Source organism: Phycisphaeraceae bacterium (assembly GCA_019636555.1).
Classification (GTDB): domain Bacteria; phylum Planctomycetota; class Phycisphaerae; order Phycisphaerales; family UBA1924; genus JAFEBO01.
The window spans coordinates 2,908,627-2,933,619 of sequence record JAHBXH010000001.1; the positions used below are offsets into that span (position 1 = coordinate 2,908,627).

Consider the following 24,993-nt stretch of genomic DNA (forward strand, 5'->3'; position numbering starts at 1 on the left):
CGATAACGCCTCTTGTGAGAATCGGTTCCGCCCCTTGGGCGAACACCGCGCTCGACGTGCCGGGATGCGGCGTTTCGGCGGCGAATACGAATGTCGAATGCAAACACCTTTGAATTCAACGAACCCATCCGCACTCTCGTCGCAATTCATTGCATTTTCCCTGTTTCCGTTTGCTCCACTAACGCGTTTGCTGCCTGCTTTTTTGCGCTTTTCTTCCCTACGATCCCCTCCAATGCCCGAACCGTCCCAAACCGGAGCGCATCCTCCGGATCACATCCGTAATTTCTCGATCATCGCCCACATCGATCACGGGAAGTCCACGCTCGCCGACCGCCTCCTCCAGGCCACCAACGCCGTTTCCGCGCGCGAAGCCAAAGAGCAAATCCTGGATTCGATGGACATTGAGCGCGAGCGCGGCATCACCATCAAGGCCTCCGCCGTCACCGTCTTCCATCGCCACAAGCCCGGCACCAAGTCCGACGAACTCGAGACCGAATACGAATCGCCGATGGACGATTCCGCCCCGGAGAGCGGCGACGGCTCGAACCACAAGACGAAGAAGGGCGAGTCCGCCGATTCTCACGGCGAGCTCTACATGCTCAACTTCATCGATACCCCCGGCCACGTTGACTTCAACTACGAAGTCGCCCGCGCGCTCAAGGCCTGCGACGGCGCGATCCTCGTTGTTGACAGCACACAGGGCGTGCAGGCGCAGACGCTGGTGAACGCCTACCTCGCCGTCAACGAGAATCTGACGATCGTTCCCGTCATCAACAAGATCGATCTCCCCTCCGCGCGCCCCGATGAAGTTGCCGAAGAAATCGAGCAGACTCTCGGCTTCGACGCCGCCGACGCGATCTTCGTCTCCGCCAAAACCGGCCAGGGTCTCCCCGAACTTCTCGCCGCCATCTGCGAAAAGTTCCCGGCTCCCCGGAAACCAGTCGTCAAGCAGCTCCGCGCGCTCATCTTCGACGCCGTCTACGACGACTACCGGGGCGTCATCGTCTACGCCCGTATCTTCGACGGCGAACTCAAAGTCGGCGACAAGATCCGTATGATGGGCATCGGCCGCTCGTTCCTCGTCACCGAGATCGGCAAGATGAACCCCAAGCCCTACCGCCTCCCCGGCGGCAAAGTGGGCCCGGGCGAAACCTGCTACATCGTCGCCGCCATCCGCACGCTCAAAGACGTGCGCATCGGCGACACCATCACGCTCGAGGTTGACCCTGCGACCGAAGCGCTCCCCGGCTATCAGCCGCCGCGCCAGATGGTCTTCTGTGATTTCTATCCCGCGACCACCGAAGACGGTAAAGGTTCGGACTTCGAAGAACTGCGTGAGGCGGTTGAAAAGCTCTCCCTGAACGATTCCTCCTTTACATTCGCGCCCGTCCACTCCGAAGCGCTCGGCTTCGGTTTTCGCTGCGGATTCCTCGGCCTGCTCCACATGGACATCATCCAGGAGCGCCTCGAGCGCGAAGGCGGCGTCGAGATCATCCAGACCGCCCCCACCGTTTCCTACCACGTGCTCGTCCGCGGCACGGACACCATCACCGGCGCCAACGGCCAATCGCTCAAGCCGGTCGATCCCGAATCTCCGTTCATCGCCGGCATGGACGGCAAGGGCGTGCCCGCGAACTTCCAGTTGCTCGAAGTGCACAACCCGGCCGACCTGCCGAGTCTTTCGTTCGTTGAAGAAATCCGCGAGCCGGTCTGCCGCGTCGAGATCATGGTCCCGAAGGAATACATCGGCGACATCATGAAGCTCTGCCTCGACCGGCGCGGCACCTACAAAAACCAGCAGTTTGTCTCCGCCGGCCGCGAGCTGCTGCAGTTCGAGATTCCGCTTGCTGAGATCATCTACGACTTCTTCGACAAGATGAAAGGCCTGACGAGCGGGTACGGCACGATGGACTACGAGGTGATCGGGTATCGAGCGGACGACCTCAACAAGATGGACATCCTCATCAACGGCGATCCGGTGGAAGCGCTCGCGATCATCGTCCATCGCCAGAAGGCCGAAGGCCGCGGCAGACACCTGATCGCGCGCCTCAAAGAACAGATCCCCCGCCACCAGTTCGAGATTCCGTTGCAGGCCGCCATCGGCTCGCGCATCATCGCCCGCGAAACCATCAAGGCCTTCCGCAAGAACGTCCTCGCCAAGTGCTACGGCGGCGACGTTTCGCGCAAACGCAAACTGCTCGAAAAGCAGAAGGAAGGCAAGAAGCGGATGAAGAACGTGGGGAGCGTGACGATCCCGCAGGAAGCGTTCATGACGGTTTTGGATCAGGGGGACTGATCATCATCTGAAACTCCCAAAGGGAGAGGTCGGGGTTGGGTCTGGTTTGGGACTTTGCGATCGCATCCGCCCGATACACTTGTTTGCCACCTGGGAATTCAACATGGTCGCACACTCTGCAATCTCCAAACTGGCCGATCCCGCGAAGCTCGCGGCGTTTTGTGCGGCGAACGGCATCCGAGGCATCCGCATCTTCGGCTCCTTCGCCCGAGGCGACCAAACTCCTGAGAGCGACATCGATATTCTCCTCGAGTTTACCGCTGGCTCCGATCCGGACCTTTTCGAACTCGGCGGCATGCAGCAGGATCTCTGCGAAATCTTCAATCGTGAAGTCGACCTGAAGATCCCCGATATGTTTTCGCCCCACAACCTCGAACGCGTCGTGTCGAATTCTGTGATCGCGTTCGCCGCGTAGTCATGCGCCGGAATCGTCGCCAATCGGGACCGGAAGACCGACTTCGCGCAGAGCACATGCTCTACCTCTGCCGCGAGTGCATCGCCGAATTCGCTTCGGTCGACGAAGAAACATTCCGCGCTCGCCGCGTATTTCAAACTTCTCTCGCGTGGTATCTGCAAGCCATTGGCGAAGCCGCTTCTCGCGTCAGCGATGAAGCTCGCGCGAAACTGCCTGCGGTTCCGTGGAAGCAAATCGTCGGCACCCGTCACATCCTTTCCCATGAATACGACCGCCTGATGCCTGACAAACTCTGGCGGATCTTGCGTTCTCACCTTCCGTCGCTTCTCGCCGCGCTTGAGAAAGGCATCGATAGCCTCCCCAATGACAATGAACGCGGATAGCCGGCTGAATGCCCACTCCAAAATACCACATCAACGTCTTCTTCAGTGCCGAGGATAAGGGTTTCATCGCCGATGTCCCGGACCTCAGGTACTGCTCCGCGTTCGGTGAGACCCCGGAGAAGGCGATGCGGGAAGTCATGATCGCGATGCGTGCATGGCTCGCCGCGGCAAAGTCGGCCGGCAAGCGCATCCCAAAACCCCGGTACCGGCCGGCGATCTACCAAGTCGCGTCGTAGTCGATCGCTTTCAGTGTCTTCACCCGCTCGATGCATTCGGTTTTTGGCGTTGGCAAACCGCTGCGGAATCGGCTGATTCGGCGACTGCAGGTCCGATCGCCGGGGCAATTGCGGGGGCGGCATGGCGCGGAGAGGCGTGCAACGTCTCGCGGCGCTTCTTTGACAGCGATCGGGAGAGCGCGGGCTCGCGCGCTCCATCGTGCAAAGACGTCGATTGAAAGTCGGCAACCTGATTTGCGGGAGATTCGGCGGATTGCGGCGGCGCTGTTTGAGAAGACTCTTCTTGTGACGGCGATTGCGCGGGTGATTGCGCGGATGCTTTGTCTTGGGGCGGCGAACCAGTCTTGCGCGGCGGTGGTTTTTCGCCGAAGGTGGCGAGGCGCGCGAGCAAGATGCCGGCCTGGATTGCGGTTTTGTCGAAGCGGCGTTCGTTGTTGGAATCGCGTGCCAGGCTTTTGGGGTTGTGGCGCCGGACGATCTGGTGGAGCGCGAGGATGCGGCCCGCGGTGCGTGCCGCGGCGGGGAGGAAGGATTTGGCGACGAAGCGGGCGCGGACGACGGAGGCCTCGGCGATGGATTCGAGGCGTGCCGCGATATCGGGGCGGACCATCCAGACGGAGAGCGCTTCGAGCGAGACTTTGAACTCGTTGGCGACGTCGATGAGCGAGGCGTGCGGATCGGCGAGGGCGAGGAAAAGGTCTTTCTCGTGGCCGGGTTTGACGGGGCGGTCGAAATCGGGCGCGGGCGGGATTTCGAAGTCTTTGGGCCGCTCGCCGGGGGGCAGAGGATCGGCGATGTCGGGGGCGGCAAAGCCGTCGATGGGGCGGACGTAACGCTTGATGTCGGGCAGCCAGTGGCCGGGTGAGTTTCCTGGGATCATGGGGGCAGTATACCGGACAGATACCGTACTACGCAAGGGGAATTTGGTTGGAAAGGGAGATTTTTGTGGATAGCGGATTGTGGGGGCAAAGGGGCAAAGGGGCAAAGGGGCAAAGGGGCAAAGGGGCAAAGGGGCAAAGGGGCAAAGGGGCAAAGGGGCAAAGGGGCAAAGGGGCAAAGGGGAAGCGTACAGGTGGGGAAGAGCCGGACGGGGCGGTGGAGAGCGGCGCGCCGAGCGGATTGCGCGCGGGGTGAGTTCTCAGAGCGTGCCGCGGGAAAAGAGGTTGATTTGTGTCGCTGACGCGACAGGGATAGAGGCAAGGATGGGATTTGGTGGAAATGTCTTTTTGGGGGTGTGGTCGTGAACCAGACATTTCATGTCTGGCAACGGGCGAAGAGTTGAAAGAGCGGAAGGCGAGAGAGGAGCGGACGACGGGGGAATCGTGATCACCCGCACCTCGCAAGTCGTTTCCTCGTGCAGCTCCTTGCCGCGGCCGATCCCGAGCCCCTGCACATGCATCTGCTTCCGCACGCTCACCAGCCGATGCACGGCCACATCGCGGCAGATCGGGCAGAATGCCGCAACCCGCCCGACCTTGAACCGACCGGTCTTTTCGCCGAAGTGGATGAACACAGAGACAGAGAATATCGGCAACGCCGGCCGCATCCGGCGCTTGGTATCATGAATGCACGCTGGGGAGTGGCGCAACCGATTGCTCCGGCGGCGACGTGAGCCGCAAGCGCAAGCTCCTCGAAAAGCAGAAAGAAGGCAAGAAGCGGATGAAGAGCGTGGGTAGCGTGACGATCCCGCAGGAAGCGTTTATGGCAGTGTTGGATCAGGGGGATTGACGACGCTCCACCACATTCGACAACACCCGACACTTTTTCAGAAATTTTCTCTAGGCGCAACTTCATGCCATTACTGGATTTACGCCTTTCTGTCTGTTGTTGTGTCGTTGATTTTCTAGAAACGGCCGTCGCCGACCGTTGAATGCGGTATCGTTCGCCATGCTTACGCAAGACTATTCGGCCGACAAGCTCGTCGAATTCATTGATCGAGCAGGGAACAAGGGTTGGATTCCGAAAGCCACGATCTCGGTAATGAAGAGCAACTCAAAGCGGGTGCTTTGGTCTCTTGATCCGCTTGAAAGAGAGGATGTGCGGACGGTTGACGTGGAAGCGGCAATGCGTCGGTTCGCCAATCTGAATCCAGAGGTTTCACCGAAGTCGCTTCGGGATTATCGAAGCAGGCTCGAGAAATCTCTTTCGCTTTTCATCGGTTACACGGATGATCCCGTCGCGTTTCAAATGCCGAAGGCGCGCGGAGAAGGGAAATCTGTCGTAACGAAATCGGTAACCGCAAATCGTAAGTCGGCCATGCGACCTGAAAACCGCGTAACACACAATCACGTTTCCCGCGTGCTGCCGCCCTCCCCGAGTGCGCCCAGTGGCCTTGAATACGAATTCCCGCTGCGGCCAGATCTCATTGTCAGGGTGGTAAACCTGCCCAGAGATCTCAAGCAAGCCGAGGCAAAGCGACTTGCAGCATTTCTGCATTCCATCGCTGAGGACTTCACTCCGTGAAACCGGACAAACTCCTTCGCCGCATCCAGACTGATCGCGCCAACGTGCGCTTCGGTGACTTCGTTCGACTCATCGAGGCTCTGGGCTTCGAATTGGACCGACATGACGGCGGCAGCCACCGGATTTACGTCCACCCAAAGGTCCCAAAACACTTGAACCTTCAGGACTACGGTGGCCAAGCGAAGCCCTACCAGATCAAGAAACTGCTCCAGCTCGTCGATGCGTATAGTCTCCGCATCGAACGGCCATGAAGCAGCCCAAGTACCACATCAACGTATTTTTCAGCAAGGAAGACGGCGGGTACATCGCCGACATTCCTGATTTGGAGTACTGCTCCGCGTTCGGCGCGACGCCGGAAGAAGCGGTTCACGAAGTCCAGATCGCAATGCGGCTTTGGCTTGAGACCGCTCGTGCAAGAAAACGCCCTATCCCGAAGGCGCTTTACCGCCCGGTGCACTACGCGATCGCCTCGTAAATTTGAATTCCTCCCGAGCCCAAACAAGGAGTTGAACGACTCCCACTTCTAATGCGCATCTACCCGCACGGCCATCCCCGCTGCCCATTGATATCTTGTGCAACTCTCGAGGAGTTCCATATGGATTCCAAGGCCGCCGCAGAAGCTCTCTTTCACACCATCAACAAAGGCATTCGCTCCGAAGTCAATCGAACGGTTGCTTTCGTCAAGACCGGACAACCCAAAACGCAACCAAATCCCTTTGATCCCAAGACGCCGCTGGTTCTCAACCCGGTCGCATCTGCTCAGACGTTGCACAAACGCCTTGCGGAATTGGGGGTCAACACCGACCCGCAACTCTTGGAAGCGCTGCGCAACACCATCGCTGAACACTTGCACGGCGCGTTCTTCAACCTGTTCGCCGCTCTCGACGGCGAAGGCGCGATCTACGACAAGGATGGCACCGAGGTCCAGCTCGAACTCCGCATTCATAGCGGCGAACCGCTACCCGGCTACCTCCACGAGATTTATCGCCCCGCCGATCTGACGTAATGCTTTTGCTGAGCCGGAATTCGTTGCAGAAAGAATCCGCAGGGTTTTTTCTTGCTGACTGCCCCCCACGCCCACCCCCACCGCCACCCCCCTCACGATTACGACAGGTACCCGAGTTCGAACCAGCGTGACACGTGATTCCGGATCATCTCCTGGGCGTAGCTCGGGCTCATGCCTTTGGCCTCTGCCGCGGCAGCGGTCACGGCGTGCAACGGTTTGCGGCTGGTTGTGCCCATCAATATCGCGAGCGCTAACGGATCGACCGCGACCGGCTCTGGCCAGCCTTCGGTTTGGCGGAGCGTGCCGTTGAATACTCCCCACTCTCCGGGTCCCCTGGGCATGGGCCGCCCCGACAACTCGCACGGCGCCAATTGCGCAGGCTGTGCCAGCAGATCTGCAGGCGACGCGGTGTTGAAGAGCCTTGTGCGTGCCGCGAACACCCGGCGAAGTTGTGCGCCCGCGCCAGGCTGAATGCCGGCGGTGTTGCGCGTCAGTTCATGGAACCAATTCCTGCCGGCGCGTCGGCCGAGGACAATGAGACCGAGTGTGATCGCGCCCACGCCCATCGAACGGAACATTTCGAGCCACGACGCCACCGGCGCCGGTTCTCGAAAAGGCCGCAACGTTCTCAACTCGCGCCGCCACGTCTGCACGTACGCGTGAGGTGATTCGGTTCTGAACCGGATGACCATGGCGTCGCAGCCCGACCCTTGCACCCAATCCCGCACCGGGTGCGCCCAATCTGCCTCGCCGGCGTGCCCCCAATTGCCAAGCACCGTCGCGAACCCTCCCTCGGCCAGGAAAGGCGGAATCCCGCGAACGATCTGCTCCGTCAGCGTCGCGTCGCCCCCGGCGACCGCGCCCGTATCGTCCGTCGGAACGATCACATACGGCGGATTGACCATGATCGAATCGAACACGTCGCTCTTTGGATCGAGCGGCTCGAAGAGGTTCCCCTGACGAAATTCGATGTTGCCGCGTCCATTGAGCTGGGCGGTGATGCGGGCGCACTCGATCGCGCGCGGGCTGATGTCGGTCCCAATGGCCGAGCGGAATGCCGGCGAAGCCGCGGTGATCGGATACCCCTGCCCGGTGCCGATCTCCAGGAGCCGGCCCCCGCCGCCGGGCTTGGGTACGCTGAAGAGCGAGAGGATGCGGCTGCCGAGCGCGATCGGCGCGACGAAGTCATCGACGTCATCCTCCGGACGATGAGGCGTGAAATCCTCTGCCGCGGCGATCTCCCCCACAAAGGAGATCGCCGCCGTCGAACGGACGCGGTCTCCTTCACGACGAAGTAGTCCGGCTTCGACCAACGCGGGGACGAGCTCGGGGCCGACGCTCGCCGCGGCCTGGGCCGTTGAAACAGGCACGCCAAGCGTGAAGAGTCGGAGCGCAGTGGAGATTGGTGCGCCGTCGTCGGTGGCTTCGAGAAGGTTCTCGAGGCGCTGTTCGGGCGTGCCGCGCTCGGAGTTGAGAAAGCCGACACGGCCCCGGACGTGAAACTCAAGTCGCACCAATCGCTCACGCAGCGCGGCAAGCGGGTTGGCGGTGAGCGACATGGCGGGCGACTCCGAGGGCGTCTCAAAGGATACGTTCCGATGGGAAGTTTCGATCTCGCGCGACGACCGCTCGCGCATTTTCCCCCAAGTCCAACTCTGCAAGTTCATTTGCCCCCGCCCGGGCGTCGCGCTGTGGCGCGCCTAACAAGACAAAATCGACCGCAAATCCGTCGACTTCGTGCTCAGCGATCCTCACACCTTCGCCCCCCAACTCATCATCGAACTCGACGACAATTCACACCGCCGCGAGGACAGGCGGGAGCGCGTCGACTTCGTGAACCGGGCCCTGAGTGCGGCGGGCGTGCCGTTTTTGCGAGTGCCCGCCGCGGCGGGGGATGACTTCTTCGCGATTTGCTAACAATGGCGAATTCCCACCGGGCAGCGGCCGTCGATTCTCTTGAAACTTGCATTTCTGCTCGGCACTCGGCGCACGGGCAGTGTGCAGGCGATTCTCAGGATAATTTCAGCGAATCTGCCTTTTGGCGTCGCTGGAGATGGTTGCGCGCTGAAATCGGAGAAAGCTCGCCCGCTGGCGCGATGCGAATCGGTGTTGACGCAGTCGAATCACTTCAAGATGTTGAAAGATTTGAACGTTGCGCTCGGAGCATCCGTATGCTGTTCCAGCAACCCCCGACTCGGCTGACTTCCGGCGTCCCCCTTGTCTCCAGAGGTTGATGGAGCGCCGATGCAAAGACCGCCAGCGATCGAACAAGCATGCTCACCGCTCGTTGAACCGGGTGGTGAGACTCCGCATCGATGGGCGCGCCGGCGCCTGGTGGCCATCAATCTCACGACGGTGCTCTTGCCGTTTGCGGGCCTGGGCGCGGCGATCGGGCTTCTTTGGGGCGTGGCATTCGGGTGGCTGTATGTCTGGATTCTTCTCGGCATGGCCGTTGTTTCCGCGCTCGGCATCACAGTCGGTTTCCACCGGTTGTGCACGCACAGATCGTTCAAGACTCCGGCGGTGCTGCGATATCTGTTTGCCGCGGCGGGCTCGATGGCGGTGCAGGGCCCGGTGATCCGCTGGTGCGCCGAACACCGCAAACACCATCAGCATTCGGACACGGAGCACGATCCGCACTCGCCGCACATGGGCCCGCGCGGTTCGTGGGGCGATGGAGTCCTGGCGACCGTTCGCGGCGCGTTCCACGCGCACCTGGGCTGGCTGTTCGGCCCCGCCGCGACGGGCCTGGCGAAATACTCGCGCGATCTGCGCGAAGACCGCGCGATCGCGCTGGCGGATCGACAGTTTGTGCTCTGGGTGCTGATCGGTCTCGCGCTTCCGGCGATCCTCGGAGGACTGATCTCGATGTCGTGGGGCGGCGTGCTGCTGGGTTTTCTCTGGGGAGGGCTCGTGCGGATACTGCTGGTGCACCACGTGACGTGGAGCGTGAATTCGATCTGCCATCTGTGGGGAACGCGCCCGTTTCAAAGCCGCGACGAGAGCCGGAACAACCCGATCGTCGGATTCCTTGCGCTCGGAGAGGGCTGGCACAACAACCATCACGCCTTCCCGACGAGCGCACGCCACGGGCTTCGCTGGTGGGAGTTTGATCTCAGTTACCTGCTCATTCGTGGGCTGCAATTGGTAGGGCTCGCGAGCGAAATTCGGAAGCCGGATCGCGTGCGCATCGCCGCCAAGAAGCGACCATGGTGAGGAACTCAATCCATCGCGCGAACGACTCGCGGAAAGGCGGTCGTTATGCACTGCATCGTGTTTGAATCGTCGCGCGAGCAGGATGAGCGCCACGAAGGCCTTGACGAGCTCGACCTGTGGGGCGGAATCGAATTGCAGGTGCTGAAGCGCGGCGATGTGATCTGGGTGGTCACGCGGTTAGCTCACGAGCGGCCGGTGCCGGCGCTATGTGGCCGGCTCTGCGTCGAAAGCGCGTTGCGTCATTCGAGCGATCATCCGAATTTTCAGCCGCTGCGTGCCGATTGCGGGATGCGGGTCGTGGCGGCGTCATCGCGTTCAATTCGGTGCGATCCGTTCCGCTGCGAGGTCATTGCTTCGTGGAAGGTTTGGCGCAGCCCGTTCCGCGGGATCGGATTCCTCAATGCCGACCAGGGCGCCGCGCTGGAGGATGCTTGGGCCGAGAATCGCCACACGGGTGGTTGACGGGTGACAGCCGGGCGTAGCGAATACCCTCTCTTCAACTCGGGTGGTTGAGAAGGGCAACGGAGAGGCGGATTGCGCTCCGCGCGGGACACAACAAAGGGCCTGTGTCGAGTTATCGCGCCCGGATGTTGTCAAGCGCTCGCTCAGACCGCGGGAACAAGTCTCAAGAAGTGTTGCGTCGCAACGGCCAGGCTTGTATGCTGCCGAGGACAGGCTTCCGCCGCCTGAATTGCACTTTGGGAACGAGAGGAGAGACATGAAGACGTTTGTCATTGGCTTTTTGGCCGCGGGCGGCATCGCCGCCGGTGCGCACGCATCGTTCGGATTTAGTTACGAATTCAGCTCCGACGACGGGGCAACGTATGGCAACGACCGGACGGTCGATGTCACGACCGGATCGGCAACGGTCCGATTCCGCGTGGTCGCGTACGCCTCTCCGGGCACACAGGTGACGACGGTCAACGGAACAGGACCGGCCGTTGCGTTCGCGCGCATCACGGGCTCCGAAGTGCTCACGAACTGGGGTTCGGGAGCGAACGGTGATTTGCTCAGCTCACATTTTCGAGGATCGATGTCCGCCGGGAACGCGGCCTATTTGTCCAACTCGATTTCGAGCGGCAACACCATCCTGGGAACCACTGCGCCAACTTCGTTTGCGGCGAATCTGCTGCTGAGTGGCGCTCTTGCGGCCTATTGCCCAAGCTCCGGCGGCGCACCGCAGCTTCAATGGATCGTCCGCACCGGCGTGATGACGATCGGCCAAGCCGGCGGCACCCGCACCATCATGTTCCACAACAATTCTCGCACGCAGAGCTTCTGGTATCACGATCTGCTCATCAACGGCGCACAAGAAGTGAACACCGCGACACCGGACGCGGATCTCATCGACTTTGCGGGGACGCTGCACGTAATCCCGGCGCCCGGTGCGCTCGCGCTGGCGGGCATCGCCGGCGCTGTTGGGGTTCGTCGCCGGCGCGGATGATGGATCGAGTGCGGCAGCCGGAGAGCGTGCACACGATTCGGAAGTGCGTGATGGGTAAGCCTCGGGGCAAGCGGGCCGAGCAAGGTCTTGCATTCGCGGCACGATTCGCGTTGTTCTATTCTTTGCTGCTGCCGCGTTGCGGCGCAAACCGGGGCAGAGAATGGACGCGAACGAACAAGCAAAGATTTCGGCGGACGACACGCCAAGGTGCGGAGTGCCCGGGCGCGATTTCGGCGAATTCATCACAAGCCGCGGCGTCAGCGGCGCCGGCTTCTATGCGCGGCTGGTTTTCGCCGTGATTGCCGCGCTGTTTGGCGTCGGGCTCATGACGCTCGGCTTCTTTCTTCCGGCGTCGTCGAAGTCGCCGAATACGCCGTCGTGGCTTCCGAGCGTGCTGATCGGCGCCGTGTTCTTGGGCGCCGCTTTGCTCTCGGCGTTCAAGATCCTGTACTCCTACGACTTCTACGAGAGCGGTCTGGTGCGGAAAGGCCCGCGCCGTACGGACGAGTTTGCGTACGAAGAAGTCGATCGCTTCATGTACAACCTGGTGCGACACTATCACAACGGGGTGTACACGGGCACGATCATGACGGTCGCGATGTGGATGGAGGACGGGCGCAAGTTTTCGTATGGAGGCAAGCACAAGGAAAAGCGCAAGGGGTTTCTGAAGAGCCGGTTCGAGGGTGAAGACGAGATGGACTTCGTGCGCGAAGCGATCGAGATCCACGTCGCCGAGCGCATCGAGAAGGAGCTTGCGGAGCGCGGAAGGTTCGAGTGGTGCAAGAGTGCGGAGGTCTCGCGGGACGGCATCACGCCAAAGCGCGGCAAGCGGAAACAGACGCTGGTTCGGTGGAGCGAACTCAGCCAGGTCTGGATGCACAACGGGCACATGCACATCGCGGCGGCGGGAGAGAAGAAGTCGTTTATTGCGGTCCCGAGCGCAGGAGTGAACTTTTTTCCGTGCGCCCGCGTGTTCGCGCGACTCGCGGAGGACGCGCGTGGCGAAGGCGTCCCCAAGCGCGAAGATGACAGCCCGGTCCGGGCGCAGAGCGCCTGGTGATCAGGGCGGGCAGGCCCCGCGGGAATCTGCTAGTCTCTTCGCACGTTGTGCAGAGATTCACAATTGGGAGTGCTGAAGATGAGCGATGTTCCGACAAGCCCGCCGCCTATGAGCCTGAAATCCGGGATGGCGATTACCGCTTTGGTCTTTGCGCTCCTGGGCTTTTGCTTTCCGCTCTTTGGTCTGGTCGGATTGATTCTGGGCATCATTGCGCTCACACGCGCCAACAACAGACCGAGCGAGTTTGGCGGCAAGGGCCTGGCGATCGCCGGGATTTCGGTCGGGGGTGCCTCGCTCGTACTTGGTTGCGTGCTGTCCTTTTTCTACCTGGGCATCATGCTACCCGCGCTCGGGAAGGCGCGGCAGGCGGCGAGGCAGATCAAGAGCGGCACGCAGATACGCTCGATCTCGCAGGCGCTGATGGTGTATGCAGACGAGAACCACGACGCGTTCCCTGAAGTGGGCGCGGATCTGCGCGTCAGACTCGGCCAGATAGTCGATCCTGCGGTGTGGGAATCGCCTTCTGCAACTCCCGGCGAGCCCTCATACTTGTACGTCGGAGGCCAGAAAAGCACATTCGACGGCAAGCAGGTTCTGCTCTTCGAGAATCCCGCGCTCAACCGGTCCGGCACGAATGTTGGATTCGGTGACTTGAGCGTGCAGTTTCTCGCTCCTGAACAGTGGCGTCTCATCCTTCCGAACCTGAAAGACGTTACGACCGACACGGGCAAACCGTGGATCTTGCCGAGCAAGTAGCAAGCACGGCTTCGCTGCTCGGCCGAATTACGGCGCCAGCTTTTTGATCCGCGTGCGCGGCGGGAAGTCGCCCATGTCGGATTCGGGAGGATCCGAATCGGTGACCTTCAGGGCCTTGCGGCGCTCTTCGAGCTGATGCATGAGTCGCTTCTTGACCGAGTCGTATTCGGGATTCGAGATCAGGTTGTTGATCTCGAACGGATCGAACTTCACGTCGTAGAGCTCCCAGGTGTTGACATCCGGCTCGTAGAAGTGAATGAGCTTGAAGCGGGCGTCGGTCACGCCGTCGTGGCGACGGACGAAGTGCCAACCCGGATACTCGTAGTAGTGGTAGTAGAAGATTGTGCGCCAGTCGGGCGGATTGTCACCCCGGAGAAGCGGGACGAGTGAGCGGCCCTGCATGTCGTCGGGAATTTTCGCGCCGGCGATATCGAGGAATGTGGGCGCGAAGTCGAGGTTGGAAACGATCGCGTTGCAGAACGAATCGGGCGGAGTGACGCCCGGCCAGCGCACAAGAAGCGGAGTACGGAGCGATGTTTCGTACATCCATCGCTTGTCGAACCAACCGTGCTCGCCGAGGAAAAAGCCCTGGTCGGAGGAATAGATGACGATCGTGCTCTTTGAGAGGCCCGAGTCGTCGAGATACTTGAGCACGCGCCCGATTCCGTCGTCCATTGCCGCGACGCAGCGCAGGTAGTCCTTGATGAATCGCTGGTATTTCCAGCGGATGAGTGCGTCGCCGGTGAGCATCGAGTCGCGGAAGCGTGCGTTTCGCGGGACGTATGCCGCGTTCCATGCCGCGAGCTGCTCGGCGTTGAGTTCGGCGGGCGGGATGAACTTGAGATCGCGATCATCAAGCGTTTCGCCGATCTGCATGTCGGACTGGCGGGCGGGCGTGCCGCGGGCGGAGAGATCTTCGAGCAGCAGCAACGGCTCGGGAATGAGCTGATCTTCGTAGACGTTGAAGTATTCGGGAGCGGGGTCCCACGGCCGGTGAGGCGACTTGTGCTGGTACATCAGAAAGAAGGGCTTGGATTTGTCGCGGTCGTCCTTGAGCCAGTCGAGCGCGAGATCGGTGATGATGTTGGTGGTGTAGCCGGTGTAGCGGACCTTCTGTCCGTCGCGGAACATCTCAGGGTTGTAGTAGGTGCCCTGGTCGTTGAGCACTTCGTAGTGATCGAAGCCGGGCGGATCGGTCGTGAGGTGCCACTTGCCGATGATCGCGGTGTTGTATCCGGCCTGCTGGAGCAGGCGCGAGACCATCGTTTGATCCGGATTGAGCTTGTTTCGGTTGTGATAGAAGCCGTTGAGATGGCTGTACTTCCCCGTGATGATGACGGCGCGCGAAGGGCCGCAGATCGAGTTGGTGACGAAGCAGTTGTCGAAACGCATGCCCTCGTGCGCGATGGCGTCGATGTTCGGCGTGCGGTTGATGCGCGATCCGTAGGCGCTGATGGCCTGGGTGCCATGATCATCCGAGAAGATGAAGAGAATGTTGGGGCGATCCGCTCCGCCTGCAGCTTGTGCGCGCGCGGCAAAGCAGGCCGCCACGCTCAGGAATGCCGCGAGAAGCACCCGGGAGCAGCGTCGCCGAACGGAAACGCCGACTGTTTCGAAGGATGTTTTCATCGGTGCAACCTCCGCGTCTGACGACATGGAGTGTACAGGCGCTGTCATCGCCGTCGAGCCAGCGTCACCGCCTCTATGCTCCGGCATGAATGTGCTCGAGAAAGTTCGGTCGGTTTCGAAAGAGCTGCGGGCCGGAAAGGGCAATGCCGCGGAATCGTGGGCGCTCGTATCGCGTCTGCTTGCGCGCCTGACGAGCGACGGCGTCCGCGTCGAGCAAGTGGTCAAAGCGCGCGACCTCGACGGGCTCGAAGCGCTGATCGACGCGATCGAAGGGAAGGTCGATGCTGCCGCGGCGACGCCGATCCCGGAGTTTCCCGCGTCCGAACTCGACGCGGCGATGCGCGCGTTTCACAAGCGGATCAAGGTGAGCCGGCTCGCGGATGAATCGAGGCTCGGCGGGCGGTACACGTCCGGAGGGCGACACTCCGACATTGACGCGATCAAGCCGCCCGATGGATTCCCAGACCAGATCTGGCAAGCGCTCGTGCGCGCGGGAAAACTGAAAGACATGGGCGGCGGGTTTTACAGCGAAGCGTGAAAAGTTACGGCTGCTGAGGCGGCCCCAGCAGCGGCGTCTTCACCGGCGCCGCGATCCCAACAAATACAACGACTCCGTCTCCGCCGGGATTGGTCTGCACCGGAAGAGGGAGCCAGTTGTTCGCGAGCCAGACATTCCCCGACGGGTCGATCGAAACACCGGTGATGCGCTGGAGCGCATCGCTGTGAAACCCGAATGGGGCGATCGGTGTTCCGTCGTTGTGAAACGCGGAGACGCGGTTGCCGCCGAAATTGGCGACCCAGATATTATCGTCGCCATCGACCGCGATGCCCCAGGGGATGAAGATGCCGCCGCCGGTGAACCGGGCGAGCGTCGCTCCTGTCGGAGAGAGCTTGGAAACCGAGGCGTGATCGAGATCGGGGAGAAGAGGACCGTAGATGGAATCGATGGTGTCGCCGCACTCGTAGCACGGAACGTGGATGATTCCCGAATTGGAAACATACACGTCGCCGACACTGTCGATCGCGATGCCCATCGGGGCCGTGATCTGCGCGTCCGACGCGGCATGTGCGAGCGGAACTCCGGCCGGTGAGAGCAGAACCGCAGTGTCCTGTCCATTCAGGGTCACCCACGCATTGCTTGCGTGGTCGATCGCGATCCCGAAAGGTTTCACATCGGTGATTCCGAGGCACTCGTCGACGATTTGATTGCTGGTGAAATCGAAGATCCAATTGGTGTTGGGGTTGCCGTTCGCGTATCGCGTCACGCTTCCGCCGCAGGAGTTGGCGATCCAAATATTCCCTCCGTGATCAGAAACGGTGGCCTGCGGACCGGCGACGCAACCCTGTGTGTAGCCGGTCGATGGGCTGACCGGTGTTCCAGTCGCGCTAAAGAGCGAGACGCTATTGGCGGCCGGCGCGAACTGACACGGGCATGTGGAGCCGAAGAAGCCGAAGTTGCCGACCCACGCTTGCCCGAAGGGATCGACCGCCATCCCGTAGCCAGCGCCGTCGACGCCGGCGCTGAAACCGTTGTAGGGAGCGCCGGGGAAGTCTTGGCCGCTGGGGGTGAGTCTCGAGAGCACTTTGCTGCCGCAGGTCGGGAGCGAGTGATTGTTTCGGAAGCCGTAGTTGTTGTTGACCCAGGCGTTTCCTTGTGCGTCGAACGCGATCGCGCCGGGCCCGTCGAATTCATGGCCGTTCCCGTCGTACTTGAGCGCGAGCGCCCAAGTCACCGGCGCCTGGTCGAGAAAAGGTTGATAGGGCTGCGTTGCGAGAGAGAGCTCGAAGAGCGCCAGCGGATGATGCCAGGTGTTATGCGCGATATCGATCGCGGCGTCGAGCGTGTTGAGGGGGACGGGCCCGCCAGGAGGTGCCGCGGCGAGGAAGAATCCCGCCGTATTGATTCCGCGCACAGCGCCTGCGAGCGCATTGGAGAGAGAATTGAACATCGCCATCGTGGTAGTGAGCGATCCGTTCGGCTTGGTCGCGAGAACATGCCCGACGTTTCCCGTGCGGATGTCGACGAGATTGCGCAGCGTCGCGCTGGCGTTCTGAAGGCCGGGTCCTTTTCCTCCGATCGATGTTCCGTCGATGAACTGAGCCATTGCCATTGCCGTGGCGATCGTGGTGCGCTCGTTGATCGTGGCAAGTCCGCGGAAGGGCTGCGTGCCCAGCACCGTGGCGAGACGGACCGTCGGGAGAGGACCGTCGGCGACGAGATAGAAGACATCGCCTCGATTAGGAGAAGGCGTGTATTCGATCGAAAAGTTACCGGCCCCATCGGCGATCGCCCAGCCCAAAGCCTGCTCCCCTGCGGCTTTCTGCTTGCCGGCGAGGTAGAGCGTGACCGATGCGAACGGAATCGGCGCGTTTCCGGATCGGACGCGCCCGTGGACCATCTGCATGTCCGGGGCGCTGGCTCGAACCTGGCCGAACACCACATTCGCGAGGAGCAACGCCATCGCCGCTACAAATAGTCTCATCGAACACCTCCGCGCTTCGAGTTGTGTGAAGCAGAATGCTTTGGCCGCCCCCAACAGGTGATCGGGGTTCGCAGGAAGAGAGCAACAAAGGGGCCAAAGAGCGGCCGCCTCGCATATGGATCTAAGTTCAAATCTACTTGGCGAAGCCGTTTCAGTCAAGGCGATCTGCGGTTTGATTGGCGGCGTTCGCAAAATGAAGACAAGATCATTTTGGCGTGCGGAGCGTCAACGAATTTCGGACATCGATGTTGCGGTAAGCGAAGCGACTCAATTCGGCGTGATGGCATCTGAATCGTGTAGACGGATTCTCCGCGCGACGGAGTAACAGAGCGCTTCGGGTTTGGCGTGCACCGAAAAGCGCAGGCGGCCGGGCGCGGCGCCGATCTTTCTTGACCTGATTTGGTGCTCACGCGTACCGGCAGCGTGTATCATCGTTGAAACGGGGAGCAATCCACATGATCAAGAAACTGATGCTGGTCGTCTTCGCGCTCGTGTTGCTCGTGATCGGAGCGGTCGTCTTCGCGTTCTATTCCATTGATTCGATTGCCAAGCGCGCGATCGAATCGGGCGGCACGTACGCGCTCGGAGTCCCCACCACGCTCAACTCGGCCGACGTCGGGATCCTCGGCGGCACGTTCAGCATGTCGGGCCTGAACGTCGCGAATCCGCCGGGGTATGGGTCTTCGCCCTTTCTGTCGCTCGGGGACGGGAGCGTCGCGGTCTCTTTTTCTTCGCTTCGCGAGTCGACCGTGCGGCTCCCCCACCTCTCGCTCGACGACCTGAATGTCTCTCTCGAAAAGAAAGGCGGAAAGGCCAACTACTCGGTTATCCTCGACAATCTGTCGAAGTTGAGTTCGGGCAGTTCCCCTTCCAAGAGCAGCGGCAACGAGAAGAAATTTGTCATCAACGAGCTCTCGCTGAAGAACATCAAGGTCGGTGTTGATCTTGTCGGCGGACCTGGTGCGATCGGCAATCTCACGAAGGTGACGATCCCGATTCAGGAAGTGAAGCTTGAGAACGTCGGCCAGACGGGCTCGGGAGTCGGGGGAAGCGGGGTCACGCTCTCGCAGCTTTCATCGATCATCGTGCAGGCGGTGCTGGCCGCGGCTGCGGAAAAAGGAAACGGGATTCTGCCGACAGAAATCCTTGGCGAATTGCAGGGCGGTTTGGCGAATCTCGGTCAACTCGACAAGCTGGGGATGAAAGTGCTCGCCGACCCGAAGGAACTGGAAAAGCTCAGCGCGGGCAAAGTGACCGAAGCGGTCGAACAGGGAAAGAAAGCGGTGGACGACGCCGCGAAGAAAGCGACCGACCTGATTCCCGGCTTGTTCGACAAGAAGAAGTGAGCGCTAACGCCCGCCACTGGTCTTGCCGCTGCGAACGCCCGTGGTCGTTGCGGAGATGTCGAGTTCGATCTCGAGCGCGCCGAAGATCTGAACGAAGTCCTTCATCGGAACCTTGAAAATGCCGTTCTCGGTGGGATATCCGTTCTCAAGCCCGGGCGCTCCCTTGGGCTTGTGCGTGTTTCCGTGCGGGTTCCAGATGACGACCTGATCCCCCTGCTGCTCATAGCCGATGATCGCGTAGGCGTGGCGGCTGGAAATTCCCGGCGGCTGCGCTTCGGGATAGGTGCCGGCTCCGACAAGCTTCTTTTTCGAGAGCGCGTTCTTGAGCTTGTCGCGCGTCATCCGCGTGATTTCCTGAGGCTGAGCGCGGAGCTGAAACTTGTATTCGCCTTTGCCTGAGACCTGAACCGAGGACTTGATCAGGAACTGCTCGGATTCGTGTCCGGTGAGCACACGGATCGTGGTGAGCATCGTGCCCCCGAAGGCGATCGCGTCGGAAGCGACCCCTTCCTTGTGCACTTCGGGAAACTGTGCCTGTCGGAGCGTTCCGAACGCCTTTTCGAAAACCGCGACCCAAGTGCCTTCTTCGCCGGTCGTGGAGGACGTCGCGATTTCGGCATCGGTGAGCGGAGGGATCACGATCGTTTCGTTGTCAGCAAAGCTGACCTTGATCATTCCGTTGCGCTGGATCGCGATCATCCGGCGCACCGCATCGTGCTGCTTGTTCACGAGCGCGCCGATCATCGAAACGAAGTAGCAATCGCCCAGCATCCCCTGCTTGAACTGCTTGAGATCCACCGTCGGGTATCGGAAAAGATCGCGATTCGGATCGGCGATGCGTTTGCGCGCGATCTCGAAGCCTTTGTTCCAATTCGGCCCTCCAAAGTAGCGCACTTCGGGGCGTCCTTCCGCCGTGGCGTCGTCCGTCTTCTCCGCCTTCGGCGCCGACTGCTTGAAATAGTCAAGGGTCATCGGAGGCACGGAATATCCGAGCCGCAGCATGGTCTTGATCGCGCCGATCGCCGCGGCTTCGTCTCCTTTGATGCTCGGCTCGATCACCAGGCGATCGATCTCCTCCGGCGAAAGGGACCCGTTGTGGTTGAGATCCCATTTGGTGAAATTTGTCGTGACGATGTCGATGAAATCCGGCGCCGGTTTGGGCTCCGGCACCGCGAGCAGCAGGATTGCGCAAAGGAGAATGGTCATGCGGCCATGGTAATCGATTTGCCAGCGGCAAACACGTCCGAATCCCGGTAGAATCACGCCCCCCCGGGTTTGGAAAGCTCTTCGTCGAATTCGCGCCGCCGGCGCCAGCAAGGAGTCTTGAGATGAGTTTCTCGCAGTCGCATGATGCCTTTAAGGAGCGCGGACAGAGCCTTGAAGACAGCTATTTTCGGACGCGCGACGTTCAGATGGTGGACAAGCTTCGCGGCATCTTCGAGAACAAGATGGCCAAGGATGCCATCACCAAAGCGACCGGAATCACGAACGATGAATTCCTCGATCGTGTCGTTCGGCTCAATATGAACGGCGAAATGCTGACGGCGTTCAAGCTCTTCCCGCTCGTCGAGGTCGCGTGGGCGGACGGAACATTCGATCAGGCGGAGGCCGACGCGGTCATCAGCGCGGCGGCGAAGCAGGGCATTCCGCGGAACAGCGAAGTGCTTGCGCACCTGAAGAACTGGCTCAACAAAGGACCGACTCCGGACGGGCGGACGCTCTGGAAGATGTACGCGGCGGAGCTGCGCAAGACCTTGAGCAAGCAGGAACTCGACACGTTCCGGGAAGATCTGCTGAAATACGCGCACCAGGTCGCGGAAGCCAGCGGCGGGATCCTCAAGGTTTTCTTCACCGAGAGCGCATCGGAAAAGAAGGCGATCGAAGCTATTCGAAAAGAACTGACGGTCTGATTTTCGCGGCTTGCAAGTGAACGAGTGATCGCGTTGGTCTCAATGCGCCGGTGTTTGCAGGAGGCACTGCGGGATGCGCTGCTGCTCGAGCAGAGTTGCAAAGAGAGGAATTTTCGGCGGCAAGTAACAAACGCGATCCATGATGCGCGTGCCCGTCGAAGTCGCCGCGAATGTGTGCGTGTGCTCCCAAAATGAATACGGGCCTCGCACTTGAAGATCGACAAAGCGGTGCGGCGGTTCGAAAAGCGTGATTTCCGTCCGCCAGCGGAGCGGGATTCCTCGAAGCCGGATGCTGTAATCGATCCGCGCGCCCTGCTTCATTTGAATCGGGCGGGGCGTCAGAATGCGGAAGTTGAGCCACGGAGGCGTGATGGCCTCGAGGTTTTCCGGCGCTGCGAAAAACGGGAAGACCGAGTCGAGCGGGAGCGGAAGCTCCTGCGAGATCTCGAGGATAAAGATTGCGTGGTCACGCAGAAGCATTCGCCGCCGGCGACCGATTCGGATTCGCCTACGTGATAGGCTCAAGGCATCGAGGAGGTACCGATGCGAACTGCTTTCCTGTCGGCGTTCTGCTGCTTCTTGCTTGCCGCGGTTGCGGCATGCGAGTCGGATGCGGTTTCCAAAAACGTTGCGGAATCGAAAGCGATCGAATCGGTCATAGGGACCTGGACTCTGGATTCGATCGGGGACAAGGGCTTCATGCAGCTTGTGCCGCAGGATGCGCCGGTGAAGAAACCGACGCTCGACATCAGCGCTGACGGGAGCGTGTCGGGGTTTGCGGGTGTCAATCGGTTGATGTCGAAGATCGATCTTGATGCACTTTCGAAAGGCGATTTCAAACTCTCACCGACCGGCACGACCATGATGGCCGGCCCCGAGTACGCGATGAAATTGGAGCGCGAGTATCTTGACGCGCTCTGGAGAGTGCGCAACTTCAAGATCGACGGGTCAAAGCTGACGCTCACCGACGGAGCGACGCAGATCATGCAGTTTGTTCGCGGCGGCTCGTGACGCGATCGCGAGTTACTTGGTCGGCTCGACCACGCGCTGCTGCTGCTGCGGCGAATCCGGAATCACAACCGGGGGCAACTGCTGTCCGGAAGGCGCCGAGGGGACCTGCACCGGCGCCTGTTGCTGCGGTGTCGGCTGCATCGGAACACCCTGCAACAGGTCGATGCGCACGGGTGTAATCACGTTCAGTTTCAGATCTTTGTCCATCGACGAATCGCCGATGACGCCGACGATCTGGCCGAGTTTGTCGTTGAAGCTGAAGCGCGGATCGGGCTTGATGTAGCCGAGCGTGCGGGGCACGCTGGTGCCGACGCTCTGGATACGGTACATCAGCGGCAGGGTCTGTCCGTTGTAGACCGTGCTCGGCTGCAACTGGCCGACGATGCTGTAAACGCGTGTTGATTCGACTTGAGCCACATTCTGCAAGACCTGCTGATTCTGCTGCTGCACCGTGCCGCTGTCGTTCAGGAGCGCGAGTTGCTGCTGGCGCAGATCCTTGCGGAACTTGAGGATGTTCAGCCTTTGCTCGAGAAGCGTGCGCTGGCGGGGGGTGATCTGGCCCGAAAGCGATTGCAGCGTGCGCTCGTATTCGGAGATCAGAGTCTCGTACTCGGCCTCGCCCAGCGGCTGCGCATTGACTCGGTCGAACGCCTGATCGAGCTCCTTGATGCGTGCCGCGGCACGCATGTTTGCGGTGACCGGAGCCGCGGGTGCGGGTGCCGAGGCGGTGGATGGAGTCGATCCGGGCGTGCCCTGTGCCGGCGTCGAACCGGCGTTGGTTGTGCTCTGATCGATCGTGACCGGGGCTGGCGTTGTTGTGCCGGGTTCGGTTGGTGCCGGAGACGACGACGCGGGAGCGCCGGCTGTGCCGCTGGTGTTCATGGGCGTAACGAGGCTGTTGTCCACAGCTGGAGTCGAGGGCGTGCTCGAGGGTGCGCTCGCGGGTGGGGAAGCTGCGGGTGTGTTTATTGTCGGTGCCGCGGCGACCGGCTCGGCTGTCGGAGTGGGTGAAGCTGCGCCCGCTTCGGCCACAGTTCCGCCCTTGGCGCGGAACGCGCTCACTTCTGCCGGCGTGGCCTTACGCAGATTCTTTGATTCGGTGAACGCGCGTGCTTCGGCGGGGACCGGTACGCGGTAGGCGACCGCACCGGAGCCCGCAGCACCCTCTTCAACCTGCAGAACTTTCAGACTCGTGCCGACAGGCAGCGTCGTCGGGAGGAGCGCCTTCCAACTACCCGCGAAGCCCGAGGTCTTGTTGCCGGCGAAGAGACGGCTCGGCTTGCTGAGCTTGAGTTCCTTGGTTGCGGGGTCGTAGGTCGCGTCTTCGGCGCGAACGATCGCAAAGGAGTCTGCGGGGTAGCTGATGCGCGACCAGTTGGCGCTCTCGCCATCGACAAGCACGACCGCGCCTTCCTGCAGCGCCCCCACTCTGTAGAAGACGGACGTATCTCCCGAGTGGACGTCGGCAGACGGAGCAACGATCACGGCCTGATAGGACGCGACGTCTTTCACTTGCGCGATCGCAAACGCGGGCAGCCCCGCGGCGACTGCAACGATACCGGCACGGGTGAGATCAAATCGGGAGAGCATGAGAGACTCCGTTCTGCTCGAATATGCTGGGCTGGCGATCGGCGTTCGGTCCGACCGGGGAGTACTTTACGCGGGGATTGCCGGTTGGTTTGTAAACACCAACCAACGAATCCATGTATTGATTTCGGCAAGACTTGCGCACGAACTGGAGCATTCGCGACCGTGGACGGAAGCCCCGAACAAATTGCCCAGGCGGTCGAACGCCTTCGGAGCGGCGGGCTGGTGGCCTTTCCGACCGAAACCGTGTACGGGCTGGGCGCGGATGCCTTCAGCGAAGAAGCGGTGCGGAAAGTCTTTGCGGCGAAAGGGAGACCGGCGCACAACCCGCTGATCGTCCACGTCTCCGGCGAAGAAATGGCGAAATCGGTCGCGGCAGAATGGCCGGAGGATGCGAAAAAGCTGGCGAGGAAGTTCTGGCCGGGGCCGCTTTCGATTGTTGTGCCCAAGGTTTCGACGTTGCCCGACGTCGTGACCGGGAGCGGACCGAACGTAGCGGTCCGATGTCCGGCGCACCCGTTGACGCTTGCGCTCCTCGAAGCATTTGGGAGCGGGTTGGTCGGGCCGAGCGCGAATATCTCCGGCTTTGTCTCGCCAACGACGGCGGCTCATGTCCGCGATGCGTTCGATGAGCGCGACGTTCTGGTTCTCGATGGTGGATCGTGCACGGGGGGAATCGAGAGCACGGTTGTGTCGGTGGTCGGGGGAAGCGCGCGGGTGCTTCGGAGCGGTTTGATCGATGCCGCGCTGATCGGCGAAGTGCTGGGACGAAATGTCGAGTGCGCGGACAGCGGCGTCATTCGCGCTTCGCCGACGGCATCAACGCCCGCTGAGGCACCGGGACAATTGGGCTCCCACTATGCGCCGCGAACAAAGGCGATCATGGTGGATGCGGACGAGGTCGAGAAAGTTGTGAATGGCGTGCGCGGAGTGTGCGTCGTGATGACGCACCAGTCTGAGGCGGATTCACCCTTCCCCGAACCCCTTCCCTCAGGGGAGCGGCTTCAGAAATCGCCCACCCCCAAGCCCCCTCCCTCCGGGAGGGGGATTCAGAGAGCACATGTCCTCCGCATGCCGGCGGACGCGCGCGGGTATGCGCGTCGGCTCTACGCGGCGCTGCGCGAAGCCGATGCGCTGCATGGGGAGCTGATTGTCATCGTGACCCCCCCGGATGAAAGCAAGAACCCGGTGTGGCGGGCGGTGCGGGATCGACTGAAGAGGGCGACGAGCGAACGCTAGAAAACACTCGGCAGATTGAGCGACTTGCGCACGCCGCAAAGTTGGCCGCAGTGCCAACCTTCATGCCAGGCTGCGCGATCGAGCGCGTCGAGTTTGTCGTTGCAGAAGCCGCCGGTCTCGACCGCCGGCGCCTTGGCGAGATCGGCGTCGGAGAGTTTCTTCGCCGCGGCGACGAACGCGTCGTACGAAGCATCAAAGTGCTTCTTCAGTTCTGCGAGCGAGGGATAGTTCTTTGCTTCGGGATTCGGCTTGCTCTTCATGCCGAAGAGCGCGTTATAGGAATCGGGAAGCGGATGCATCACGCCATCGAAGCAGGACTTGAACCACGCGTAGGTCGTCGCGAGGTGGCCGATGGTCCAAAGCGCATGGTTGTCCGTCGGTGAGGGCTGGTGCGTGAGCTTGCCCTCGGGAAAATCGGCCATTGCCTTCTGTGTCAAGGCGTGAGCGAAGGCGAGCGAATGAAGAGCGTGATCCCGCTGCGCAGTGGACATGGTCGTGACTCCTTGAACCGTC

General features: G+C 61.2%; 29 protein-coding genes. 20 read left to right on the top strand and 9 right to left on the bottom strand.

From position 1 onward, the window contains the following. The first annotated feature begins 232 nt into the window (after positions 1-232). The 4 genes from KF691_12475 to KF691_12490 all read left to right on the top strand — a co-directional run bounded on the left by KF691_12475 (position 233) and on the right by KF691_12490 (position 3,330). On the top strand, positions 233-2,296 hold the full coding sequence (locus tag KF691_12475; GenBank protein ID MBX3390255.1) for an elongation factor 4: 2,064 nt from the start codon (positions 233-235) through the stop codon (positions 2,294-2,296). Positions 2,297-2,399: 103 nt separating this feature from the next. Continuing rightward, positions 2,400-2,711 (top strand): nucleotidyltransferase family protein, encoded by a 312-nt coding sequence (locus KF691_12480; protein ID MBX3390256.1) that lies wholly within the window; start codon positions 2,400-2,402, stop codon positions 2,709-2,711. 2 nt (positions 2,712-2,713) lie between these two features. Then, the gene (locus tag KF691_12485) at positions 2,714-3,094 is read left to right on the top strand and encodes a DUF86 domain-containing protein (protein MBX3390257.1); all 381 of its coding nucleotides are present in this window, start codon (positions 2,714-2,716) and stop codon (positions 3,092-3,094) included. 8 nt (positions 3,095-3,102) lie between these two features. Further along, positions 3,103-3,330 carry a type II toxin-antitoxin system HicB family antitoxin gene (locus KF691_12490; protein ID MBX3390258.1) on the top strand — a complete coding sequence of 76 codons (228 nt, stop codon included), beginning with the start codon at positions 3,103-3,105 and terminating at the stop codon, positions 3,328-3,330. A gap of 19 nt (positions 3,331-3,349) precedes the next feature. Here the strand turns inward: KF691_12490 and KF691_12495 are convergent, their stop codons facing one another. After that, positions 3,350-4,210, bottom strand: a complete 861-nt coding sequence (locus tag KF691_12495) for a hypothetical protein (protein ID MBX3390259.1) — start codon at positions 4,208-4,210, stop codon at positions 3,350-3,352. Positions 4,211-4,468: 258 nt separating this feature from the next. Next, entirely contained in the window at positions 4,469-4,843 is a 375-nt protein-coding gene (locus KF691_12500; GenBank protein ID MBX3390260.1) for a hypothetical protein, read from the bottom strand. 95 nt (positions 4,844-4,938) lie between these two features. Between KF691_12500 and KF691_12505 the strand changes: the two genes are divergently transcribed. The 5 genes from KF691_12505 to KF691_12525 all read left to right on the top strand — a co-directional run bounded on the left by KF691_12505 (position 4,939) and on the right by KF691_12525 (position 6,799). After that, entirely contained in the window at positions 4,939-5,058 is a 120-nt protein-coding gene (locus KF691_12505) for a hypothetical protein (protein ID MBX3390261.1), read from the top strand. A 159-nt stretch (positions 5,059-5,217) separates the two neighbouring features. Further along, a complete protein-coding gene (locus KF691_12510; GenBank protein MBX3390262.1) occupies positions 5,218-5,793 on the top strand; it encodes a hypothetical protein in 576 nt (191 codons plus the stop codon). After that, entirely contained in the window at positions 5,790-6,044 is a 255-nt protein-coding gene (locus KF691_12515) for a type II toxin-antitoxin system HicA family toxin (protein ID MBX3390263.1), read from the top strand. The genes KF691_12510 and KF691_12515 overlap by 4 nt, the downstream gene beginning before the upstream one ends. Beyond that, the gene (locus KF691_12520; protein ID MBX3390264.1) at positions 6,041-6,268 is read left to right on the top strand and encodes a type II toxin-antitoxin system HicB family antitoxin; all 228 of its coding nucleotides are present in this window, start codon (positions 6,041-6,043) and stop codon (positions 6,266-6,268) included. The genes KF691_12515 and KF691_12520 overlap by 4 nt, the downstream gene beginning before the upstream one ends. 120 nt (positions 6,269-6,388) lie before the next feature. Continuing rightward, complete coding sequence (locus KF691_12525) at positions 6,389-6,799, top strand: hypothetical protein (protein ID MBX3390265.1); 411 nt, start codon at positions 6,389-6,391, stop codon at positions 6,797-6,799. A gap of 98 nt (positions 6,800-6,897) precedes the next feature. On the opposite strand, the gene KF691_12530 is transcribed toward KF691_12525, so the two are convergent. Further along, positions 6,898-8,358, bottom strand: coding sequence for a methyltransferase domain-containing protein (locus KF691_12530; GenBank protein ID MBX3390266.1), 1,461 nt, complete (start codon positions 8,356-8,358; stop codon positions 6,898-6,900). A 178-nt stretch (positions 8,359-8,536) separates the two neighbouring features. Between KF691_12530 and KF691_12535 the strand changes: the two genes are divergently transcribed. The 6 genes from KF691_12535 to KF691_12560 all read left to right on the top strand — a co-directional run bounded on the left by KF691_12535 (position 8,537) and on the right by KF691_12560 (position 13,275). Further along, positions 8,537-8,716, top strand: coding sequence for a DUF2726 domain-containing protein (locus KF691_12535; GenBank protein MBX3390267.1), 180 nt, complete (start codon positions 8,537-8,539; stop codon positions 8,714-8,716). 327 nt (positions 8,717-9,043) lie between these two features. After that, positions 9,044-10,015, top strand: coding sequence for a fatty acid desaturase (locus tag KF691_12540; protein MBX3390268.1), 972 nt, complete (start codon positions 9,044-9,046; stop codon positions 10,013-10,015). Between the two features lie 45 nt (positions 10,016-10,060). Next, positions 10,061-10,477: a hypothetical protein gene (locus tag KF691_12545; protein MBX3390269.1), complete on the top strand. Its 417-nt coding sequence runs from the start codon at positions 10,061-10,063 to the stop codon at positions 10,475-10,477. A 256-nt stretch (positions 10,478-10,733) separates the two neighbouring features. Beyond that, positions 10,734-11,459 (top strand): hypothetical protein, encoded by a 726-nt coding sequence (locus KF691_12550; protein ID MBX3390270.1) that lies wholly within the window; start codon positions 10,734-10,736, stop codon positions 11,457-11,459. 160 nt (positions 11,460-11,619) lie between these two features. After that, the gene (locus KF691_12555) at positions 11,620-12,519 is read left to right on the top strand and encodes a phage holin family protein (GenBank protein MBX3390271.1); all 900 of its coding nucleotides are present in this window, start codon (positions 11,620-11,622) and stop codon (positions 12,517-12,519) included. A 78-nt stretch (positions 12,520-12,597) separates the two neighbouring features. Then, positions 12,598-13,275, top strand: coding sequence for a DUF4190 domain-containing protein (locus KF691_12560; GenBank protein MBX3390272.1), 678 nt, complete (start codon positions 12,598-12,600; stop codon positions 13,273-13,275). Positions 13,276-13,302: 27 nt separating this feature from the next. Here the strand turns inward: KF691_12560 and KF691_12565 are convergent, their stop codons facing one another. Continuing rightward, a complete protein-coding gene (locus KF691_12565) occupies positions 13,303-14,904 on the bottom strand; it encodes a sulfatase (GenBank protein ID MBX3390273.1) in 1,602 nt (533 codons plus the stop codon). A gap of 85 nt (positions 14,905-14,989) precedes the next feature. On the opposite strand from KF691_12565, the gene KF691_12570 reads away from it, so the two are divergent. After that, entirely contained in the window at positions 14,990-15,442 is a 453-nt protein-coding gene (locus tag KF691_12570) for a hypothetical protein (protein MBX3390274.1), read from the top strand. Positions 15,443-15,446: 4 nt separating this feature from the next. Here the strand turns inward: KF691_12570 and KF691_12575 are convergent, their stop codons facing one another. Next, complete coding sequence (locus KF691_12575) at positions 15,447-17,387, bottom strand: NHL repeat-containing protein (GenBank protein ID MBX3390275.1); 1,941 nt, start codon at positions 17,385-17,387, stop codon at positions 15,447-15,449. Between the two features lie 455 nt (positions 17,388-17,842). On the opposite strand from KF691_12575, the gene KF691_12580 reads away from it, so the two are divergent. Then, a complete protein-coding gene (locus KF691_12580) occupies positions 17,843-18,733 on the top strand; it encodes a hypothetical protein (protein ID MBX3390276.1) in 891 nt (296 codons plus the stop codon). Between the two features lie 3 nt (positions 18,734-18,736). On the opposite strand, the gene KF691_12585 is transcribed toward KF691_12580, so the two are convergent. Next, positions 18,737-19,939, bottom strand: coding sequence for a hypothetical protein (locus tag KF691_12585; GenBank protein MBX3390277.1), 1,203 nt, complete (start codon positions 19,937-19,939; stop codon positions 18,737-18,739). 122 nt (positions 19,940-20,061) lie between these two features. Here KF691_12585 and KF691_12590 point away from each other — a divergent pair, with 122 nt between their 5' ends. After that, on the top strand, positions 20,062-20,643 hold the full coding sequence (locus KF691_12590; GenBank protein MBX3390278.1) for a TerB family tellurite resistance protein: 582 nt from the start codon (positions 20,062-20,064) through the stop codon (positions 20,641-20,643). Positions 20,644-20,682: 39 nt separating this feature from the next. On the opposite strand, the gene KF691_12595 is transcribed toward KF691_12590, so the two are convergent. Then, positions 20,683-21,123, bottom strand: coding sequence for an SRPBCC family protein (locus tag KF691_12595; protein ID MBX3390279.1), 441 nt, complete (start codon positions 21,121-21,123; stop codon positions 20,683-20,685). Positions 21,124-21,186: 63 nt separating this feature from the next. Between KF691_12595 and KF691_12600 the strand changes: the two genes are divergently transcribed. After that, positions 21,187-21,654 (top strand): META domain-containing protein, encoded by a 468-nt coding sequence (locus tag KF691_12600; GenBank protein ID MBX3390280.1) that lies wholly within the window; start codon positions 21,187-21,189, stop codon positions 21,652-21,654. 12 nt (positions 21,655-21,666) lie between these two features. Here KF691_12600 and KF691_12605 read toward each other — a convergent pair whose 3' ends face one another. Further along, positions 21,667-23,244: a hypothetical protein gene (locus tag KF691_12605; GenBank protein MBX3390281.1), complete on the bottom strand. Its 1,578-nt coding sequence runs from the start codon at positions 23,242-23,244 to the stop codon at positions 21,667-21,669. Between the two features lie 162 nt (positions 23,245-23,406). On the opposite strand from KF691_12605, the gene KF691_12610 reads away from it, so the two are divergent. Beyond that, positions 23,407-24,480: a threonylcarbamoyl-AMP synthase gene (locus KF691_12610; GenBank protein MBX3390282.1), complete on the top strand. Its 1,074-nt coding sequence runs from the start codon at positions 23,407-23,409 to the stop codon at positions 24,478-24,480. Here the strand turns inward: KF691_12610 and KF691_12615 are convergent. Then, a complete protein-coding gene (locus KF691_12615) occupies positions 24,477-24,971 on the bottom strand; it encodes a DinB family protein (GenBank protein MBX3390283.1) in 495 nt (164 codons plus the stop codon). The genes KF691_12610 and KF691_12615 overlap by 4 nt on opposite strands. Positions 24,972-24,993: the final 22 nt, after the last annotated feature.

What these genes read in the sequence shown, in the direction of transcription:
- KF691_12475 (MBX3390255.1), top strand. Translation starts at nt 233, where the DNA reads ATGCCCGAACCGTCCCAAACCGGAGCGCATCCTCCGGATCACATCCGT.
- KF691_12480 (MBX3390256.1), top strand. Translation starts at nt 2,400, where the DNA reads ATGGTCGCACACTCTGCAATCTCCAAACTGGCCGATCCCGCGAAGCTC.
- KF691_12485 (MBX3390257.1), top strand. Translation starts at nt 2,714, where the DNA reads ATGCGCCGGAATCGTCGCCAATCGGGACCGGAAGACCGACTTCGCGCA.
- KF691_12490 (MBX3390258.1), top strand. Translation starts at nt 3,103, where the DNA reads ATGCCCACTCCAAAATACCACATCAACGTCTTCTTCAGTGCCGAGGAT.
- KF691_12495 (MBX3390259.1), bottom strand. Translation starts at nt 4,210, where the DNA reads ATGATCCCAGGAAACTCACCCGGCCACTGGCTGCCCGACATCAAGCGT.
- KF691_12510 (MBX3390262.1), top strand. Translation starts at nt 5,218, where the DNA reads ATGCTTACGCAAGACTATTCGGCCGACAAGCTCGTCGAATTCATTGAT.
- KF691_12520 (MBX3390264.1), top strand. Translation starts at nt 6,041, where the DNA reads ATGAAGCAGCCCAAGTACCACATCAACGTATTTTTCAGCAAGGAAGAC.
- KF691_12525 (MBX3390265.1), top strand. Translation starts at nt 6,389, where the DNA reads ATGGATTCCAAGGCCGCCGCAGAAGCTCTCTTTCACACCATCAACAAA.
- KF691_12530 (MBX3390266.1), bottom strand. Translation starts at nt 8,358, where the DNA reads ATGTCGCTCACCGCCAACCCGCTTGCCGCGCTGCGTGAGCGATTGGTG.
- KF691_12540 (MBX3390268.1), top strand. Translation starts at nt 9,044, where the DNA reads ATGCAAAGACCGCCAGCGATCGAACAAGCATGCTCACCGCTCGTTGAA.
- KF691_12545 (MBX3390269.1), top strand. Translation starts at nt 10,061, where the DNA reads ATGCACTGCATCGTGTTTGAATCGTCGCGCGAGCAGGATGAGCGCCAC.
- KF691_12550 (MBX3390270.1), top strand. Translation starts at nt 10,734, where the DNA reads ATGAAGACGTTTGTCATTGGCTTTTTGGCCGCGGGCGGCATCGCCGCC.
- KF691_12555 (MBX3390271.1), top strand. Translation starts at nt 11,620, where the DNA reads ATGGACGCGAACGAACAAGCAAAGATTTCGGCGGACGACACGCCAAGG.
- KF691_12560 (MBX3390272.1), top strand. Translation starts at nt 12,598, where the DNA reads ATGAGCGATGTTCCGACAAGCCCGCCGCCTATGAGCCTGAAATCCGGG.
- KF691_12565 (MBX3390273.1), bottom strand. Translation starts at nt 14,904, where the DNA reads ATGAAAACATCCTTCGAAACAGTCGGCGTTTCCGTTCGGCGACGCTGC.
- KF691_12570 (MBX3390274.1), top strand. Translation starts at nt 14,990, where the DNA reads ATGAATGTGCTCGAGAAAGTTCGGTCGGTTTCGAAAGAGCTGCGGGCC.
- KF691_12575 (MBX3390275.1), bottom strand. Translation starts at nt 17,387, where the DNA reads ATGAGACTATTTGTAGCGGCGATGGCGTTGCTCCTCGCGAATGTGGTG.
- KF691_12580 (MBX3390276.1), top strand. Translation starts at nt 17,843, where the DNA reads ATGATCAAGAAACTGATGCTGGTCGTCTTCGCGCTCGTGTTGCTCGTG.
- KF691_12585 (MBX3390277.1), bottom strand. Translation starts at nt 19,939, where the DNA reads ATGACCATTCTCCTTTGCGCAATCCTGCTGCTCGCGGTGCCGGAGCCC.
- KF691_12590 (MBX3390278.1), top strand. Translation starts at nt 20,062, where the DNA reads ATGAGTTTCTCGCAGTCGCATGATGCCTTTAAGGAGCGCGGACAGAGC.
- KF691_12595 (MBX3390279.1), bottom strand. Translation starts at nt 21,123, where the DNA reads ATGCTTCTGCGTGACCACGCAATCTTTATCCTCGAGATCTCGCAGGAG.
- KF691_12600 (MBX3390280.1), top strand. Translation starts at nt 21,187, where the DNA reads ATGCGAACTGCTTTCCTGTCGGCGTTCTGCTGCTTCTTGCTTGCCGCG.
- KF691_12605 (MBX3390281.1), bottom strand. Translation starts at nt 23,244, where the DNA reads ATGCTCTCCCGATTTGATCTCACCCGTGCCGGTATCGTTGCAGTCGCC.
- KF691_12615 (MBX3390283.1), bottom strand. Translation starts at nt 24,971, where the DNA reads ATGTCCACTGCGCAGCGGGATCACGCTCTTCATTCGCTCGCCTTCGCT.